The organism is Nonlabens arenilitoris (genome assembly GCF_002954765.1).
Taxonomy (GTDB): Bacteria; Bacteroidota; Bacteroidia; order Flavobacteriales; family Flavobacteriaceae; genus Nonlabens; species Nonlabens arenilitoris.
Window position 1 is genome coordinate 2049310 of record NZ_MTPW01000001.1, and the last position, 18020, is coordinate 2067329.

At 33.6% G+C, this 18020-nt stretch carries 19 protein-coding genes; 2 read left to right on the plus strand and 17 right to left on the minus strand.

Annotated elements, in window-relative coordinates:
* Positions 1-4 precede the first annotated feature (4 nt).
* From BST92_RS08905 to BST92_RS08915, 3 genes are read right to left on the minus strand one after another with little or no spacing between them, the layout of a single operon-like run.
* Positions 5-892 (minus strand): 3-hydroxybutyryl-CoA dehydrogenase, encoded by an 888-nt coding sequence (locus BST92_RS08905; RefSeq protein ID WP_105071132.1) that lies wholly within the window; start codon positions 890-892, stop codon positions 5-7.
* A 2-nt stretch (positions 893-894) separates the two neighbouring features.
* A complete protein-coding gene (locus tag BST92_RS08910; protein ID WP_105071133.1) occupies positions 895-2157 on the minus strand; it encodes a serine hydrolase domain-containing protein in 1263 nt (420 codons plus the stop codon).
* Positions 2157-3125: a Gfo/Idh/MocA family protein gene (locus tag BST92_RS08915; protein ID WP_042248598.1), complete on the minus strand. Its 969-nt coding sequence runs from the start codon at positions 3123-3125 to the stop codon at positions 2157-2159. The genes BST92_RS08910 and BST92_RS08915 overlap by 1 nt, the downstream gene beginning before the upstream one ends.
* Positions 3126-3231: 106 nt before the next feature.
* On the opposite strand from BST92_RS08915, the gene BST92_RS08920 reads away from it, so the two are divergent.
* The gene (locus BST92_RS08920; protein ID WP_105071134.1) at positions 3232-3873 is read left to right on the plus strand and encodes a protein-L-isoaspartate(D-aspartate) O-methyltransferase; all 642 of its coding nucleotides are present in this window, start codon (positions 3232-3234) and stop codon (positions 3871-3873) included.
* A 40-nt stretch (positions 3874-3913) separates the two neighbouring features.
* Here the strand turns inward: BST92_RS08920 and BST92_RS08925 are convergent, their stop codons facing one another.
* Positions 3914-4678 (minus strand): CDP-alcohol phosphatidyltransferase family protein, encoded by a 765-nt coding sequence (locus BST92_RS08925; protein ID WP_105071135.1) that lies wholly within the window; start codon positions 4676-4678, stop codon positions 3914-3916.
* Between the two features lie 203 nt (positions 4679-4881).
* Here BST92_RS08925 and BST92_RS08930 point away from each other — a divergent pair, with 203 nt between their 5' ends.
* Complete coding sequence (locus BST92_RS08930; RefSeq protein ID WP_105071136.1) at positions 4882-5736, plus strand: alpha/beta fold hydrolase; 855 nt, start codon at positions 4882-4884, stop codon at positions 5734-5736.
* A gap of 45 nt (positions 5737-5781) precedes the next feature.
* Here BST92_RS08930 and BST92_RS08935 read toward each other — a convergent pair whose 3' ends face one another.
* From BST92_RS08935 to BST92_RS09000, 13 genes are all read right to left on the minus strand, one after another.
* A complete protein-coding gene (locus BST92_RS08935) occupies positions 5782-6582 on the minus strand; it encodes a hypothetical protein (protein ID WP_105071137.1) in 801 nt (266 codons plus the stop codon).
* Positions 6583-6584: 2 nt separating this feature from the next.
* Complete coding sequence (locus BST92_RS08940; protein WP_105071138.1) at positions 6585-7082, minus strand: DUF2628 domain-containing protein; 498 nt, start codon at positions 7080-7082, stop codon at positions 6585-6587.
* 12 nt (positions 7083-7094) lie between these two features.
* Entirely contained in the window at positions 7095-7877 is a 783-nt protein-coding gene (locus tag BST92_RS08945) for a toxin-antitoxin system YwqK family antitoxin (RefSeq protein ID WP_105071139.1), read from the minus strand.
* Positions 7878-8013: 136 nt separating this feature from the next.
* Positions 8014-8988 carry an acyl-CoA thioester hydrolase/BAAT C-terminal domain-containing protein gene (locus BST92_RS08950; protein ID WP_105071140.1) on the minus strand — a complete coding sequence of 325 codons (975 nt, stop codon included), beginning with the start codon at positions 8986-8988 and terminating at the stop codon, positions 8014-8016.
* Positions 8989-9189: 201 nt separating this feature from the next.
* Positions 9190-9690, minus strand: coding sequence for a hypothetical protein (locus BST92_RS08955; RefSeq protein WP_105071141.1), 501 nt, complete (start codon positions 9688-9690; stop codon positions 9190-9192).
* Between the two features lie 2 nt (positions 9691-9692).
* Positions 9693-10604 (minus strand): helix-turn-helix domain-containing protein, encoded by a 912-nt coding sequence (locus BST92_RS08960; protein ID WP_105071142.1) that lies wholly within the window; start codon positions 10602-10604, stop codon positions 9693-9695.
* 9 nt (positions 10605-10613) lie between these two features.
* Positions 10614-11564 carry an SDR family oxidoreductase gene (locus BST92_RS08965; RefSeq protein WP_105071143.1) on the minus strand — a complete coding sequence of 317 codons (951 nt, stop codon included), beginning with the start codon at positions 11562-11564 and terminating at the stop codon, positions 10614-10616.
* A gap of 241 nt (positions 11565-11805) precedes the next feature.
* Positions 11806-12408, minus strand: coding sequence for a short chain dehydrogenase (locus BST92_RS08970; protein ID WP_105072231.1), 603 nt, complete (start codon positions 12406-12408; stop codon positions 11806-11808).
* Between the two features lie 81 nt (positions 12409-12489).
* Positions 12490-12699 carry a CBU_0592 family membrane protein gene (locus tag BST92_RS08975; protein ID WP_245910893.1) on the minus strand — a complete coding sequence of 70 codons (210 nt, stop codon included), beginning with the start codon at positions 12697-12699 and terminating at the stop codon, positions 12490-12492.
* Between the two features lie 43 nt (positions 12700-12742).
* The gene (locus BST92_RS08980; protein WP_105071144.1) at positions 12743-13045 is read right to left on the minus strand and encodes an ArsR/SmtB family transcription factor; all 303 of its coding nucleotides are present in this window, start codon (positions 13043-13045) and stop codon (positions 12743-12745) included.
* Positions 13046-13185: 140 nt separating this feature from the next.
* Complete coding sequence (locus BST92_RS08985; protein WP_146105134.1) at positions 13186-13515, minus strand: hypothetical protein; 330 nt, start codon at positions 13513-13515, stop codon at positions 13186-13188.
* A gap of 437 nt (positions 13516-13952) precedes the next feature.
* Positions 13953-15230: a paraquat-inducible protein A gene (locus BST92_RS08995; protein WP_105071147.1), complete on the minus strand. Its 1278-nt coding sequence runs from the start codon at positions 15228-15230 to the stop codon at positions 13953-13955.
* Between the two features lie 251 nt (positions 15231-15481).
* Positions 15482-17953 (minus strand): DUF5686 and carboxypeptidase regulatory-like domain-containing protein, encoded by a 2472-nt coding sequence (locus BST92_RS09000; RefSeq protein ID WP_105071148.1) that lies wholly within the window; start codon positions 17951-17953, stop codon positions 15482-15484.
* Positions 17954-18020: the final 67 nt, after the last annotated feature.

The following is an 18020-nucleotide window of genomic DNA, read 5'->3' on the forward strand; positions in this document are numbered from 1 at the left end:
AATCCTATTTAAAACTAGCACTCACTTTCTCTGCTTTTCTGGATTCTGAATAGTCATAAAAACCTTCTCCAGATTTCACACCTTTTTTGCCTGCCATGACCATATTTACTAATAATGGACATGGAGCATATTTAGGGTTTTTGAACCCATCGTGCATTACATTAAGAATAGAAAGACAAACGTCTAGTCCTATAAAATCTGCTAGTTGTAATGGTCCCATAGGATGTGCCATACCTAATTTCATTACCGTGTCGATTTCTTGTACACCTGCAACGCCATTATATAAGGTTTCAATAGCCTCATTAATCATAGGCATTAAAATACGGTTTGCTACAAATCCAGGATAATCATTTACTTCAGTAGGTGTTTTACCTAGTTGTTTTGATAACTCCATGATGGTTGTAGTCACCTCATCACTAGTAGAATAACCTCTTATGATTTCTACCAGTTTCATAATAGGCACTGGATTCATAAAATGCATTCCTATAACTTTCTCTGGACGTTTAGTAACAGACGCTATTTGAGTAATAGAAATAGATGAAGTGTTAGTCGATAGAATACAATCTGCCGGAGCAAATTCATCCATCTGTCCAAATATTTTTAGTTTAAGATCTACATTTTCTGTAGCTGCTTCTACTATTAAGTCTGCTTTTTCAACACCAGATTTTAAATCTGTAAATGTTGAGATATTACTTAAAGTTTCGTTTTTATCAGCTTCTGTAATTTTTTCTTTTGCAATCATACGATCTAGGTTCTTTGAGATGGTACCTAAACCACGATCAATATTTTCTTGAGAAATATCGACTAGCGAAACATTAAATCCAGATTGTGCAAATGTGTGTGCAATACCATTACCCATGGTTCCTGCGCCTATTACGGTTATATTTTTCATTGTTATAGCTGTTTATTTTTTAATAATTTGTTACCATATTCTTTTAAAATGGAAGCGATAGCAATAAAACTATCATAAGCTTCCTGACTATTAAAATCAGTATTTAAAAAGGTGATTTGACCTATATTAGTTTTAGGATTAAAATACATTAAGGTAGAAACACCTGGATCACCACCAGAGTGACCTATGCCATCTCTTTCATAGGTGATAAACATTCCTTTATTAAAACCTTTCTGAAAGGCGGCCATTGATTTTTCTGTTTTAAACATCGATTCATTCAGTTGCTTTTTATAGAACTGTACATAAGTGGACGTTTTTAATAAAGTTCCCTTACCATTATATCCATTAATAAGTTCAGTAAGAATTATTCCTAAATCGTTAGGTGTGGTATATAAACCACCATCTGCAAATGTGATCAATCGATACACAGGATAACGCAGTTCTAGCGTGCTGTATAAAGAGCTACGTTGACGCGAGTCTAGGTCTGCAACATTCCAAGAGGTATTTTTTAAACCTAAAGGGTCAATAATGTGCTTTTTAGAATAGCTCTTGAAATCTTCACCAACTGCTCTTTCAATAATGTAAGCCGTTAATCCTGCCGCTATATTTGAGTAAGAATATGCTGTACCTGGTGCATAATCACTATAGATATATGAAGTAAGTGCCGTATCTGTGGTCGTTAAACCATTTTTTAAAAAGTCTTGTAGAGATAAAGCTTCCTTGTCCGTCTGAAAATATTTTAATTCTTCTTGATCAATTTTAGGATTATCTACAGCGTCATCTTCAAGATTGATATAGCTTAAGTCATAATAATCACCGTCTAAAATACTACTTGTGTGTGAGGTTAGATGTCTTACTAAAATAGGATCATCTGGATATTGAGGATTACGTACATTAAAATCAAGATAATTGTTAATATCATCATCCAGATTGATGTGTCCGTCTTCGACCGCTTTAGCAAGAGTTAATCCCAAGATTACTTTTGAGATTGAAGCGATGTTTTGAATGGTGTTTTCTGTATAATCTGCTCTTATTTTGCGATCTAGATATCCATATCCTTCTTGAAAAACAGGTCCTTTTTCATTAACTATAGAAACACCTATACCATGAAATTGTTTCAGTTGGTGTATGCTATCTAATTTTTTATCCAGTTCTACTTCAACAGCTTTTACAATGATATTTTCATCTGTAGCTGTAGTATCAGCGTTTTTGCAGCTGCTCAAACCACATAAAATCATTAAGCTAACTAGAAGTTTGTAATTCATTACAGTGATTTAAATTCCTTAATGATTTTTAAGGCTACATCTAGTGCCGCTGTTCCATCTTCTAGATTTACCACTGGTCTGGTATCATTTTCTATAGCGTCTGCAAATGTCTCTAGTTCATCGAGTATGGCATTATTATCTGCCACATCAGGATTGTCAAAATAGATTTGTTTTTTCTCGCCTTCGGCATTTTTAAGAATCATATCAAAATCTCCTGGAACTTCAGGAGCATCTTTCATGCGCACCACTTCTACAGCCTTAGTTAAAAAATCAACAGATATGTAAGCATCACGCTGGAAAAAACGTGCCTTACGCATTTTCTTAAGACTGATACGACTAGCCGTTAGATTTGCAACACAACCATTTTCAAATTCTATACGAGCATTGGCAATGTCCGGAGTTTTAGAAATTACAGAAACACCACTTGCGCTTACAGATTTTACAGGGCTTTTTACCACACTTAATATGGCATCAATATCGTGTATCATTAAATCCAGCACCACACTTACATCCGTACCACGTGGATTAAACTCTGCCAGGCGATGAGTTTCTATAAACATAGGATTATCAAATCGATCCACTACTGATCTAAATGCAGGATTGAAACGTTCTACCTGACCTACTTGACCTTTTACATTACGCTTTCGCGAAAGCGCAATTAAATCATTTGCCTCTTCTACAGTAACCGTTATAGGTTTCTCAACAAATAAGTGCTTGCCAGCCTCGAGTACTTTCATTCCACTCTCGTGGTGGTAAGAAGTAGGAGTGACCACATCTATCATATCACAGGCCGCGATAAGTGCGTCGATGTCTGAAAAATATTTGTAACCAAACTCTGCCTCAATGGATGCTGCATACTCGGGATTTGCATCATAAAATCCTATTAATTCATAACGCTCACTTTGTTCTAGAAGTCTTAAGTGAATTTTTCCGAGGTGTCCAGCACCTAGCACGCCAGCTTTAAGCATAGTTTATGTGTTTTCCACAAAAATAAGGATTAGCGAGCAGAAAATTATCTTAAATCTTTTTGATAAAAGTGCTGTACTTTTTAAGCAGTCATTATAAATTAGCGGTATCAAAGACGACTTCATACATAAAGGTAAAAGACGACAGCTCGTTGAGTTGATGCGTGAGAAAGGAATCAAGGACCAGCGTGTGCTGGATGCCATGAATAAAGTGCCACGTCATGTTTTTTTGGACAGTTCTTTTCTAGAGCATGCTTATCAAAATAAAGCTTTTCCTATAGGTGCAGATCAGACCATATCACATCCTTATACAGTGGCTTTTCAAAGTGAACTATTACAAGTAAAACCCAATGATAAGGTATTAGAAATAGGAACAGGTAGTGGTTATCAATGTGCTGTACTTCTAGAAATGGGTGCACAGGTTTATACTATTGAACGACAAAATGAATTGTATAAAAAGACCAATTTGATCTTCAGAAAATTAAATTACAGGCCTAAAAGATATTTCTTTGGCGATGGATACAAAGGCATGCCAGAAGATGCACCTTTTGATTCTATTATCGTTACATGCGGCGCGCCTTATATTCCTCAAACTTTATTAGGTCAACTTAAGATAGGTGGTCGCATGGTCATACCAGTAGGTGATGATCCACAAATCATGACTTTATTAATTAGAGAATCTGCGACACAATTTTCTAAGGAGACTTTTGGTGAGTTCAGGTTTGTTCCATTTTTAGATGGGAAACAATAAAAGTTAATCTCGAGTAGTTTTATAGAAGGAGTTAGCTTTTTCAATAAAACATTTTTCTAATTCCTACAAAAATAAATACCATCATAGTATAACTTAAAAAGAAGGGAAGAATCAAGGCTTTAAATCCTAGGACTAGCATCACTGAGATTATCAATAATTGAAATCCTAACCCAAACGTGGATACACTGGTCATAAACCATTTAGGTAGTGGTTTGCCAAAACCTGCTCTAGGATCCAATGCATATATCATTTTATCAAAGATGCCATAAAGAAATTTATAGAGCTTAAATAAAATATCAACTTGTCGTTGCGATTCACCATGTAATGCGACAGGTGTTTTATTTTCAAATACACGACTAGTCCTATCTCCATTAAACTTATTGCGCAGGATGACATAATAATAATTGTACAAGGTGCCTTGTAATTGCAGACCTATAAAGGCTAAAATACAAACCCATAAACTTGTGTTTGTAACGTACCATAAGGATAGAAAGATGATAGCGTTTAATAAGATATCTGCCACAGAATCTAGATAGCGACCAGTATATGATGGTTTTTGTTTTACACGTGCAAGTTCGCCATCTGCGGCATCTAGTATAGATTTAAAAATTAGAAAAAAGCCTGCAAACCAATAGTAATCGGTTAAAATGCAATAAACACCTATCAGGCCAGATATGATAAAACCTATCGTTACATGGACTGGTGTAGCTGCGGTATGTTTTAAAGAATGAGCTATGATTTTTGCAATCGGTCGTCCATAATCAGACAAGTCGATAAATTTATGCTCTTGAGGAAGTTTGGACATGTAATGTCATAGAAAACAGTAATGTGGAATATACCAATTGTAATGAGCGCGAATATACGACCTAAACAGCGTTGTCTATCACTACTACTATAGCTTTGAGGTTTATAGTCTTTATGAAGTATCATAGTAACCTACCCAATGTAATAGAAAGCAATTTATCACTATCTAAATATCCTTACTTTTATACATTCCATTCTTAAGATATGAGGCATCTATTTTTCTTTGTACTAAGTTTACTTTTTCTTAGTTCTTGTAAAAGCTTACAGTATCGATTACCTGATGATGCTATATATTCCGCTTTCGCGAAAGCGGACTTACCGACCACCATATCGTATGTTAAGATAGATAGTATGGATTTAAAAGTACGTGTGCAAAGTGTCACGCAAACAAAAACCATTTATAATATAGTTTTCTTACATGGATCGCCTAGTTCCTTAACGGCATGGCAAGCTTATCTTAAAGACAGCTTACTGCATGGTACAGTCAACCTACATGCCGTAGATCGACCAGGATATGGTTATTCAGATTTTGGGAAAGAAATGACCTCTATTGATACACAAACTAAGGTTATAAGTGAGGTTATTGATCAATTAAATTTAGAAAATGTTATTGCGGTAGGTACTTCTTATGGCGGTCCTGTAGCTGCTAGATTACCTAAAGAAAATGATCAAATTAAAGCTGTTGTTATGGTATCGCCAGCCATAGATCCAGATCATGAAAAACGAGTATGGCAATCTGACTTTACACAATGGTGGTTAACACGCTGGCTGGTACCTACTGGTTATCGAGTTGCCGGTGATGAGAAAACGGTACATGCGCAAGAGCTAGCCGCTATAGAAAAAGATTGGTCACAAATTAATGTTCCTGTATTACACATTCATGGAGATAGTGATGAGCTCGTTCCTTATATCAATGTGGATTATAGTAAGACTGTTTTTTCAAATGTTGAGGTGATTACTATTCCAAATCTAGGTCACGAGATCGCCTGGAAAAGACCAGATCTAGTTATACCTTATTTACTAGAAATGGTTGAGCGCTTAAAAAAGCAGAGTAGATGATGGTATCATTGGTTTAAAATAATAGACTTATTTAAGGTTGTTTTTTTAGGCTAGACTATATTTCCATTGAATACCGCTCAAACGGTCGTGGTATTCAATGGCTTCATTGGTGCGTACCTGACCAATTTCTTTTACTAGATGACAACTAGAAGATCGTTGAGATTTCACTTCATATTCGTTCAGCCAGTTGGTTAGTTCTTGTTGCTGTAAGGCTGTCCTATTTGGAAAAATGACTTTAATCTTTTTTAAATTGATGCGATGTGGTTTAGGCGTTAATCTTGCGCGATAACAGTTTTGTTTTCTACACAACCAACGGTATAAATGATCCGCATTAAAATCTCTCATCATGCGCTTTGATTCATAACTTCTAGGATCAAAATCTTTATTAGTGACTAATACACGATAACCTTTTGCGGTCTCATATATCCTGAATCCTAGTTGATGATATTCCTTTTTTTGTGCTGTTTTCTCAATCTTGCGCAGCATTAATTCTTTTTGAGAATAAGATTTCCTAAAGATAAGATCGCTTATAGATGATGAATATTGATCAATATCTATGAACATTAATTTTTTAGAATTTAATACCAGTGCACCATATCTATTTCTTGTAATAATATTGTCTTTGTTGATGATGTCAATAATTTCTTCTATGATGTCTGCTTCATAATCTCTATTTGTTACTAGCTCGCCGTTAATTCTTTTTTGGGCGTTGTTAAGTTTGAGAATGGCATCTTTAATGGCTTCATCCTTAGAAATATTAGAGCCTCCATAGGTAGTAGAGATTTGTTTAAATCCATTTATAGAGAGTTCTTTGGAATATGCAATCCAATATTTGAAAATTCTCATAACTAAAAATTCAAGTCACCTAGTACATAGGCGAGTAAAATGGATAATCCTATAATGATAACTAGTCCTATGACCACAGAAGCCCATGATGTGCCACCTTTCTTTATGATAAGTTCTTTTAATGCAGTAGGGTCTTGAAATTGCTCATTCAATTTCTGAATTTCTCTTTCGGCATGTTTGAGATAAAAGTAGTTTGACGTAAAACCTATGGCTAGGGAATAGAAAATTCTAATCGCTATATCCACCGCGCCATTATCGCCTACCAGATTAAAAGTAACCTCTGACTCAATAAGGATGATGGCAAATAAAATACCTGCTTCACGATACATTTTTCTATAAAGTAGCCAAGTGATACCAAATAAAAATGCGTAGAAATTAAAAGATAAAACACTACCGTTTTTTAAGCTTTCCCATTTCTCTAAATAATAAGCTCGATTCTCACCTACAAAGGCGGCTAATTCCCAGTTGGTTTCTGTGTCTGTATTTAAAGAGTCGTTCATAATTTAAATCTATTAATTTTTTGAATCGCGGTATGATTTCGTTTCTATAATACTACCATTCTGGTCATATGTTTTCCAAACGCCTGTTTTTTCAAAGTTTGTTTTAGTACCTTCTTTGTATAGGCTACCGTTTTCATAATACTGTTTGTATACGCCTTCTTCAATACCTATTTTAAATTCTTTCTCGCATTGTAGTACGCCAGTATCATAGTAATAATTCCATATACCATGGTTTTTACCATTAATCAGTTTTCCAGTACTACTTATTTGACCATTTTTAAAATATTCTGTTTTATTACCATTAGCCTGATTGTTGACATAATTTTCAATTAAAGATAATTCGCCGCTGTCGTAATAACTTTCCCATTTACCAGTACTGTTACCATTATTATCGAAATGTTTGAGATATTTAAGTTGATGGTTGTCTTTAAAATAGCTTTTCCAAGTACCAATTTTTACACCTTGCTTAAAATCGCCTTCCATGTAAAGTTCTTGCGAGTACAGTGTTTTTTGAAAACCATCTAAAACATCATCTTTAAAATTTTGAATTGATTTTTCGTCTCCATTTTCAAGATAAGAAATCCATGTACCCATTTTTTTATCGTGCAGTAATTGCCCTTTTGTTTTAAGGTTTCCTGAAGGATAATAATCTGTAAAGGGTATAGGAGTAATAGTCTCTACTGTTTTTAATTCTTGAGATTCTTTTAATGCTGTACTAGAATCTTTGCACTGTATAAGTATAACACATATTAAAACACCTTTTAATATTGATACAAGTCTATTAATAAAGCGCATAGAAGAGTGATTGTAGTATTGATTTAATGAATAAATGTAAAATTAATTTCTTGCTAATATACTGTCACAGTTAATATTAATATTCTTCTTTTAGAGTAAGGTCTACAAATAATTCAAGATTCAACAATTAGGAAAATTATCTTGCATCTAGTTTTAATAGGTATTCTGTCAATTTAATTTTAGCATCTGTTTTTGCTTTAAAATCACCATCATTAGTTCCTCCATAATTGTAAGTATATGTTTTACCGTTAATATTTAATGTTCCTAATCTGTTTTCTGATTTCTGTTCTGGAATATTAGATATTAGATGTCCAGCATTTTTATATTTTACATTTTGCAATTTAAAGTTAAAATGGTGTTTTTTTAATCGCTCCTCAATTCTATGAGCCATTTTAGCAGATGGCCATACCTGATCGTCTAAGCCAGAAAATAGAAGTACGTGTCCATTAATTTGCTCTACTTTAATGGCGGCATTATCTGCTATATCTGATTTTAGTAATCCTTCTTCCCAATAGTTTAAAAATGTAATTTGATTAGTGTTATTTCCTTTGATCTTTTTCATAGGAATATAAGGAACTTCAATTCCTTGATAGGTCCAACTAGGTTTAATAGTATCAGAATTATAAGGTAAAACAGTATTAGACCATGATACAGAACTAGGAGCATAAGCAATTACACCGCTAATAATTTCTGGATATGTAGAGGCAATTAATAAAGCTAATTCTGCATTTCTAGAAGTGCCCATGACCACAATCTTTTCTGGATTCACAGATTTTTGTTGTGCTAGCCATAGGATTGCATTTTCAAAATACTCTAATTTAATTTCTTCAGGTAATTGAGGTAAATTCTCTTTACCTGAATATGGTAATGATAGCCCTACTAGATCTTTTTGAGCAAATTCTTGAGCCCAATAATCGCCCCAATCACCACCACCAATGAGGATTACAGCCGTTTTGTTCTCTATATTTTCTTTAGTAAAGTAATTGCCTTGAAAACCATTTTCATTTATATATTTTGATTTGATACCATTGAAAAGCGAATAATCAACTATAAGGTAACCCAGTATTAGTGTGATTAAGATTCCAATTAATATAATAAGCTTTTTCTTCAAAGTGGTTGTATTGCAGATTTATAGATTCATACCGTGTTAAGTCGATAGTGAATCTTTCTCTATTAAAATTTAGGTGAAGTTATCATAAAATAATTTGTAAAAAAAAAGCTCTAAACTTCTATCACTGGAAGATTAGAGCCGCAAAATCTTATGGTCTAAAAATGAGTTTTATCTTATTTGAACCCGATTTTTTTAAATGAACTATATAGAACTAACTAATAGCTGTTGACGGTAATTTTCTATTCTACTATGAGCAGTACCATCAATTAATAAAATAACTATTAACATAGCAATTGTAGTAATACTAATTGCCCGCCAAGTCGCTGAATTAATAAAAATGATAATTAAAGCGGCAGCTATAATTATAATGGGAATAGCTTTAAACACTATAGTATTATATTCCTTTAAAGTCTTATCAATTCTTTCTAATTCTGATTTTTTAAATACAATAGCATTTTCATAATAGGCTTTTTTAAATTCAACTATTCTTGATTTATTGGTGTAAAAGAGGCCTAGTCCTATAATGCTTAACATTATACCTGCTACCAGAGTTGGTAAGATATACGATTTTGCTAAATCCGTTTTTCCCAACTGCCAAAATCCAATACTTGCACTAATGAATAGTAGTCCGAATATTATAAAGAAACGCGTAGAGAAGACTTCAGATTTAGCCCATTCAGTGGCTAGTTTAAGTATGTCCATAATTAATTCATTTTATATTTTTCAATGTATTGTGAAGGACTAATTCCTTCTTTCTTTTTAAAGAGTCTGGAGAAGTAGTGCGGATATTCAAACCCTAGCTCATAAGCGACTTCAGCAATGGTCTTATGTGGTTGAAGTAATATGTCCTTAGCCTTGTCTATTAAGTTCAATTGTAAATGTTCTGTCGTGGTTTTACCAGTTTCTTTTTTTAAAGTATCACTTAGATAACGTTGAGAGACGTTCAATTTATTTGCAATTTGCTCTATTGTGGGAATACCATTCTCTGATAGTTTTCCTGATTCAAAATACATAGCCAATTGAAAATTAAATTTCTCTAGTAAATCATTAGACAGTTCTTTTCTGTTTAAAAATTGTCTTTCATAAAAACGGTTAGCATATTTAAGTAAAGTGCTTAATTGAGAAATAATGATTTCCTTGCTGAATTCGTCTTGATTATTTTGATACTCGATTTTGATATTATGAACGATTGACTCAATCTGTTTCTCTTCTTTGGGAGATAGGTGTAGCGATTCATTAACTGAGTAGGAGAAGAAGTTATATTTTTTTATTTGGGTAGCTAATTCTGTACCTTTTAAAAAATCTTCATGAAAATTGATAGAAAATCCTTTCTGTTCAAAAATGACACTACTATCCCATTGTAACACTTGTCTAGGAGCTATAAAAATTAATGCACCATTTGTAAAATCATAGGAGGTTCTTCCATAATTTAAATCACCCTTAACAATTTTCTTTAAGCTAATGGAGTAACAATCATTTGTTATAGGCGGCGAGCTTTCTCTAGGACATGGAAGAAAGGATTCTTCTTGAGCTACGTATATACTAAACATAGGATGCTCTGGAAGTGGTAGTTCCATATATTGTAGAAATGACGAGAGTGTTTTAAAATGTTTCATAATACTAAGTTATAGATTCCATTGAAAATCTGTTGCTTTCTCAGAAATGATCCAAAGTTTTTGCATCACGGCTTTATCTTTTGCATGTGATTCTAAGTCACACTCACCTACAGGTCCGGTCCAGTAGTTGCGACCAGTAGGGCCATAAAAACCGTTTTGATCTAAATTAGGCTCTGTAGCACACATTAGTTCTGGATAAGAACCTTTTTCTGCAGATTGTACAAATGGAGATAATTTCATCATTTGCCAAATGAATCGGGTCATTAAACTTCCGCTGGTTTTAATTAATGAAGTTCTCGACGCACCTGGATGACATGCATAAACCTTAACATTTGATTTTCCGGCATTCTTAAGTCGATCTTGCAACTCATAAACAGACATAATCTGTGCTAGTTTACTTTGACTATAAACAGTATTGGGTTCATAGTTATCGTCCCAATTCATGTCATCAAACTTTATGGTTTTTATTCCCATTTTATATCCTTCACTACCTACAGTCACGATACGTCCGTTAGATTTATCGATTAAAGGAAAAAGCAATCCTTGTAATAAAAAGTTTCCGTAATGATTAACACCTAACTGACTTTCAAAACCGTCAACAGTAAGTACTTGTTTTGGGACTTGTGCAATAGCAGCATTACAAATCAATGCATCAATATGAGAAATTGTGGAGAGTACCTGTTCAGCAGTTTTTCTTACTGATGCTAATTGTGCTAAATCCATTTGAATATTAGATACTTCAATATGATTACCCAACTCATTTTTGAACTTAGCAATCGTGTCTTGAGCTTTAGTATTGTTACGATTTAGCATTACGACTTTAGCGTCTTTAGCAAGTAAAATCTTTGCGGCTTCAAAACCGGTACCGCTTGTAGTTCCTGTAATGATATATGTTTTACCTTTAAGGGAACCTATAATGTCTGGTGTCCAACCATTTTTACCAAATTGATTCTTGCTCATAATAATTTGTTATTATTCAATAAAATTTACAGTGCAAAATTAGCTTGACAATCATCTTTGTGACTTACACACATTTTCGAAATTGATATACTTTTTGGAGCATGATGAGATTGCAATAGGTGACACAGGTCATGTAAAAACATTTGCATTTGTTGATTAAAGCCTATAAAAAAGCTCTAAAATCCTGTGATAGAATTTTAGAGCTTTTTATGCTAAACGAAGTGTAAATAATTAATGATGATTAATCATAAATTCTGATAATTTCTCCATTACCTTTTCCATTAACACTTCTCACGTAACCATTAATTACCTTAGTCATAGGGATCGGATTGTGGCCTGGGAAATAGTCTTTATATTTATCATAAGCATCTTCCACCACTCCAGAGGAAACCACATTTACTCTGATTCCATTTTCTATTTCTAGAGCTACTGCTTTTACGAAGCTATGTATACCGCCATTTACCATCGCTGCACTGGTCGTTTTCACTACAGGATCATCTGCTAGAATTCCTGTAGATAAAGTGATAGAGCCATTGCTATTTAAGTAATCTTGACCTATACGGACCAGATTAACCTGCCCCATGAGTTTGCTTTTAAGACCTATGTAATAATCATCTTCTGTTAGGTCGTTGAATGGCGCCCATTTTGCTTCTCCTGCAATACAAATGATGGCATCTAATTTACCCAACTGATGAAACATGGTTTTAATTGATTTTGCATCAGCAATATCGACTGTTATATCACCATTAGAACGACCAGCGATAATGATTTCATTTTCATTTTGAAAGTGTGAAACTACTTTTTTTCCTATGGTACCATGACCACCTATAATCAATATTTTCATTTTCATTTTTTTAAGTGAGACAATTATTTTTATTGCATTTCTTTTTATTCTTCTTTTTTCTATTACCGGACCTATATATAGTTACTGTAGCATGATACTCCATATTAAATTAGTGGTAAATGGTGGTATTGCACTATAGTAATAGCAATTAGTTGCTATAAAAAGTCCACCTACTAAATTTAAATATTTTCCATAATCTAAAAACTTCTTATCCTCAATTAAAGTAAGGGCATAGGCTAGGATAATCAATCCAGATCCTGACCAGCCGATGATGTCAATTAAAATTTCCATGATTCGTTATATCTATATATGTCGATATGTCTTGTTAATTTTTTTATTTCAGAAATTTGATAAATTGTCCGATGGTGTTTTCATTTCGTTTGAGATACGACCACTTGCCGTGTCTTGTCGATATAAGTAATCCGCATTTTTCCATATTAGTTAAATACGTAGAAATGGTGGATTGCGATAGTCCTGCTTTTTCTTGAATATACGTAACGCAAACACCATCATTAAAATGTTTGAGTGTCTCATGTGGTGGAAAATTCTTTTCTGGTTCTTTCAACCATTCCATGATCTGAAATCGAGTCTCATTTGATAAACATTTTCCTATTTCAGTAGCTGTCTTAATATTCATGATGCAAACATATCTATAAATAGCGATATGTGAAAATGTTTTATACTTTATATAACATTTAATGGCTTTAAGTTTTGATCTTTATTCCTAGTTTTTCAATTCCAGATTTAGATTTTTTTGAAAAGAATATTTCTGTAGAATCATGATGTTGACCTGTACTTTTTGCTTTGATATTGATATGATGAGTTTTTAAAAACCTGTTCTAAACTGTCCGGATTATTGGTGAGTATTGAAAAGTCTCTTGTAGCATGAAATTCTACAACTCCTGTGCCTTGATAATATTCAAATTCATTTCTGAAATTTTCTAATAATGCTTTGTCACTTTCTGTCAGCCATGAAAAAGAGAGTGTATTATTTAATCTTTCGACTCCTTTTTCCTTCTTGCCGGCTAAAGTTTCTAACATTGCATAATTGATCAATAAATTCAAATCCTGCTGATTAACAACTACTGGAATTTGGGTCAGGTTCAAGGCTTTTTGATAACTTTCTATTGCTTTTTGACTTTGACCATTGTAGTCATAAAGTCCACCTTCTATATGATAGTAATCTGTTGATTCTCGTTCTTCTTCTGGGATTTGTTTTAAAACTTGAAAAGCTAGGTCTAAAGTATCTTTCTCAATATAAACACCTATTAATACATATCGTATAGCAGTATTGTTTTATCAATTTCTAACGCCTTTAGGTAGTTAACTTGTGTTTGATTTAAATGACCATTCATTCTATGGACTTGTGCTTTACGGATCAATTCAGAAACTTGTTTTTCTGCTGTGTCAGATAAGTTTCTCTTACAGCCAATAACTATTATAAATAAGAGTAATAGGTAAGTAATGTTTTTCATTTCTATAGAAGATCAATGTTTCTGTTAATTCAATTAAATATTGCTTTATATACTTAGTAATCAGATATTTTAATCTGACTTAGTGTTTTTCAATTCTAGTTGTTTGGATATCATTTGTGAGATAAAGATCCCTAATATTACAAATCCAGTAAAAAAGAAAAAGCCACTTTGAATATCAGAATCGTTAGTTGTTAGTATGCTCACTTTGGTTGATATCTTTTCTAGTTGGGATAATTGACTAGATATTATTCCTGTAAAACCTATATATGACATGAAAATAGCTACAACCATCACATCAGCCATAGACCATTTTCCGCTTTTAAAAACTAAGAAATTAATGATTAAGTTGTTTTTAAGTTTTTTGTAAAATAATACGAGTATAGTAGAAATGATTTTACATAAAGGAAATAAAACACTAAAGCTTAATACTAATAAACCGACAAAAAATATTTTCAAGTCACTATGAAATAACATCAAATTTGCCATTTCTAGAATGCTTTTACTTTTAAAGTATAAGACTTGATTTTTAAAAGATAAACTTTCACCTAATAAATCAAATTCCATTAATTCAATTCTCGCATCTATATCAATCATAGGTAGGGTAATACCTAGTGATAATAGAACTATAGCAATTGTAGAATAAGATATAATTTCAAATTTAGATGTATTCTTAAATTTTATAATCATAACTAATAAAATAACAAATAGAAATAAAATTAAATAATTGTTATGGTCTATTCGAGCTTCCATAGCTTCTCTCTTGCTATTAATAATAATAATGCAATCAGAAATATTCTTAGCATTATATTTAATATGAATACTATCATAAACGGAATAGTCCACTTTTTGAAAAGTTTTATCTGTATATTCATCTAGTTTTGAGATGATATATGCCTTTATCTTATCCTTATTTTCTTTCTCTTCTAAAAAATTTAAGACTTTGTCTGCGATACTTGGAATTTCTTCGTTGAGACGGGAGAAAACTGAAAATGTATCAGCACCAATGTTTTTATAAGAAATGCCAAATAAAGATTCTTTTCTGTTTTTCTCTTTAAAATTCTGTTCAAAATCTTTTATAACTATCTCTAAAAATTTAATAATTTTTTGCTTATTCTTTTCTCGATTTTTATCTGTTATTTCAAGTTCATCTATTTTTTTAGTAATTATGGTGGCGATTTTTTCCTTCCACACATCTACATTAAAAAGGCCATATTTTATATCTGATAACTCTGTAAGGTCAGCTTTTAAAATACGATTAGATTTTTCTAATTGATATATATTTAGGGAGGTTAAACTGATAACAATAAAAAGAATTATTACTGATATAGTTCTAAAGTAAGTTTTCATTTTATATGTTATTTGTGGATAGAGGTTTTAGAAGAATAAGCCTGAACTTTTACAAGTAATGTCTATTTAATCAATTTCAATTATTGATAAGTAAAATTACAGAAAATTCCTCTATTGATTAAAACAAAGCTCTTTACCACAGATGAAAAAAAAGACCCATACACAGGTATGAGTCCTTTACATAGAAGTTAATTATTACCACAAGGTGTTAGCGTCTAACTTTTCGCGCAAGCGGTATGTGTATTTTTGTATTATAGGCCAAAGTTAATACCTACCACAAAGGCCCCATAACTGCGACCGCTGGTGATGCTGTGTACATAGTCCACACGGAAAGGTCTGAACTTACCAAATCCTATATTATCGATTCCGGCACTGGCCTCAAAATAGGGTTTGCGGTCTGTAAACAGCGCTTTACCACTTAAGATGAGGTCATAGTTAAGCTTATTTAATCCTGGGATTTTACCTAGTATAAAGCCTTTAAAATCGTGTTGTAAGTGTACCTGTGCATAATCGCTGTTTGTACTGTAGTCATAGTAGTTCAATAGACCAAAACCATAAGGATTTAAGGCTTGTAACTTATAACGCAACCTGTTCCCATTAAAGTGCTGGTAGTCTATAAATGAGATACCATCACCATTAATAAAAGTACCACCGTTTACCCAGTAACTACTGCGTCCTACATTACCCATGTCAAAGGATTGATAAAGGCTTGCTCTAAACTGGTGATAGTCATAGTTGCTGTTGTCTGACGCGAGTGCACCTTCATAGTTAAGAGTAATGGTTGGGTATTTTTCGTTATTGATGTTATACTTCTGATCTGGATAGCTCTGGAATTTCTGTCCTGGACGTATGGTCAGTCCTAGACCTACTTTTACCATCTCGTGCTCATCTATTAAGGCGAGTCTACTGTTGTCCAGCTGTAATGGATTATTGCGTGTATAGTCTACGTCTGACTGTGAGAAGAAAACCTGGTCTGTTGTGTTGGTTAACGGCTGGCGTCTTTCATAACCTACATAAGCGTTTGCAAATAGTCCATTGATGAGTTCTTCACTATAGCTAGCTCGGGCATAATCGACTTCATAGAATTTGGCAAAATTGCGTTCAAACAGTAAGCTGGACAACGTGTTTTCCATCGTCGATATAGGATTGCTGTTATTGATTTGCTGTACAGCGGTACCACCAGAAAGTCGCAGGCTACGCCTGTTTGTTCTATTAAATCGATAATAGATGGATGCGTTGTAACGCACGCGATCATCAGAGAATCCGTAGTCTGCATCTACACTGGCATATAGGTATTTGTTATAATCCTCATCATATCCTTTTGAATAAAATAGTCCGGTACCTAGTACATAACCTTGTACCGTATTAAAACCTTTAAAGTCTGTGACACCTTTATAACCTATCGAACTGCGGTTATTTGAATTGCGATAAGTGTAACCGGTCAGTATATCTAGCAGGTCTAGTTTATTATTTACGGCATCAACACTATCTTTATATTTTGGGTCGTTGCGCACGGCAGATATGCTATCTTTCTTAACGTATTCATCAGTTTCGGCAACGGTAAGTGGTGTAGGACGTTTTGCATTCCAGTAGGTACTGTCCTTTTTGTTGGCACCATCTGCAAAGCTCAACACTTCTGGGCCAAAATATTTTTTATCAAATTGAGGCTTAAAGTCATAGTTAGTATAATTAGCTATAAAGCGACCATAACCTTTAAAGCCTAAAAAGGCAAATTGAAAATCGATAGACTGCGATCTTTTAATCCAGTCACCACTTGCTTCTTCATAGGTAAATGATTGATTAAAGACCAATTCTTCAATGATAGGCACATTGATATTCTCGCCACGAGTGGTTAGCTCTACACCGTAAATGGTCCAATCATCTTCTACAATATAAATCGTACCGTTAAAGGTATTGTCCTTAGGTCTGCGAGAGCTCACCTGTATTTTATTGATTAAAAAATTATTATCGTCATAAAAGGTACCTAGCAATTTATACTCATAGTATCCTAGTGCATAGTCTGCGATAGGCGATACGATACGATTATTTAAATCTATATTATTGTTATAGAAGTCAAAGTTGGCACTCTCGGCACTGTTAACAGAAAAACCATTATCATCGCCACTGACTTTACTGGCCACGATGCGTTCTTTAAAATTGTCTGGTGCGTCATAAGCTATTTCGCTCACGGTTTCAGATAGGTAAACGATACCGCTACGCGTTAAAGAATCTAGCGATCCATCTAGATCACCTATCTCCTCACCTAGGAATTTCTCTGGCACGTCATCCATGTACCAGAAACCACGCGAGTAAAAATCTGCCGTATAGCTCGAGAATTTTTTACGGTTAGCCTCTCTATTTTTGATCGCCTCTCGTATGATGCGGTAAGCAGGATCCTCGCCATTTGTGATTACCACAGCATCTAGCGTGGTGAGCTCTTCGGTAAGCGTTACATCTTTGGTAACAGCAGTACCATTAAAGACTATCTCAACTATTTGGGTTTTATAACCCAGCGACTTAAAAACCACGTTATAGGTTCCGTTTTCTGGAAACATAAGCGTGTATTGCCCACTATTGTTTGTCGTTGTACCTATGTAAGTGCCCTCAACATAAATAGAGGCAAAGGCGATAGGTTCTTTTTGATTATCATATAAAGTACCTGATAATTGCGCTTGCGCGAAAGCGAAACATAATAGCATTATCGCAAACAGAATATTTTTCATAGAAGAGTTATTTGGTGGTTGACCTACAAACGAATTTACAGCTCGTTTTGTATATAGACGAGACTTT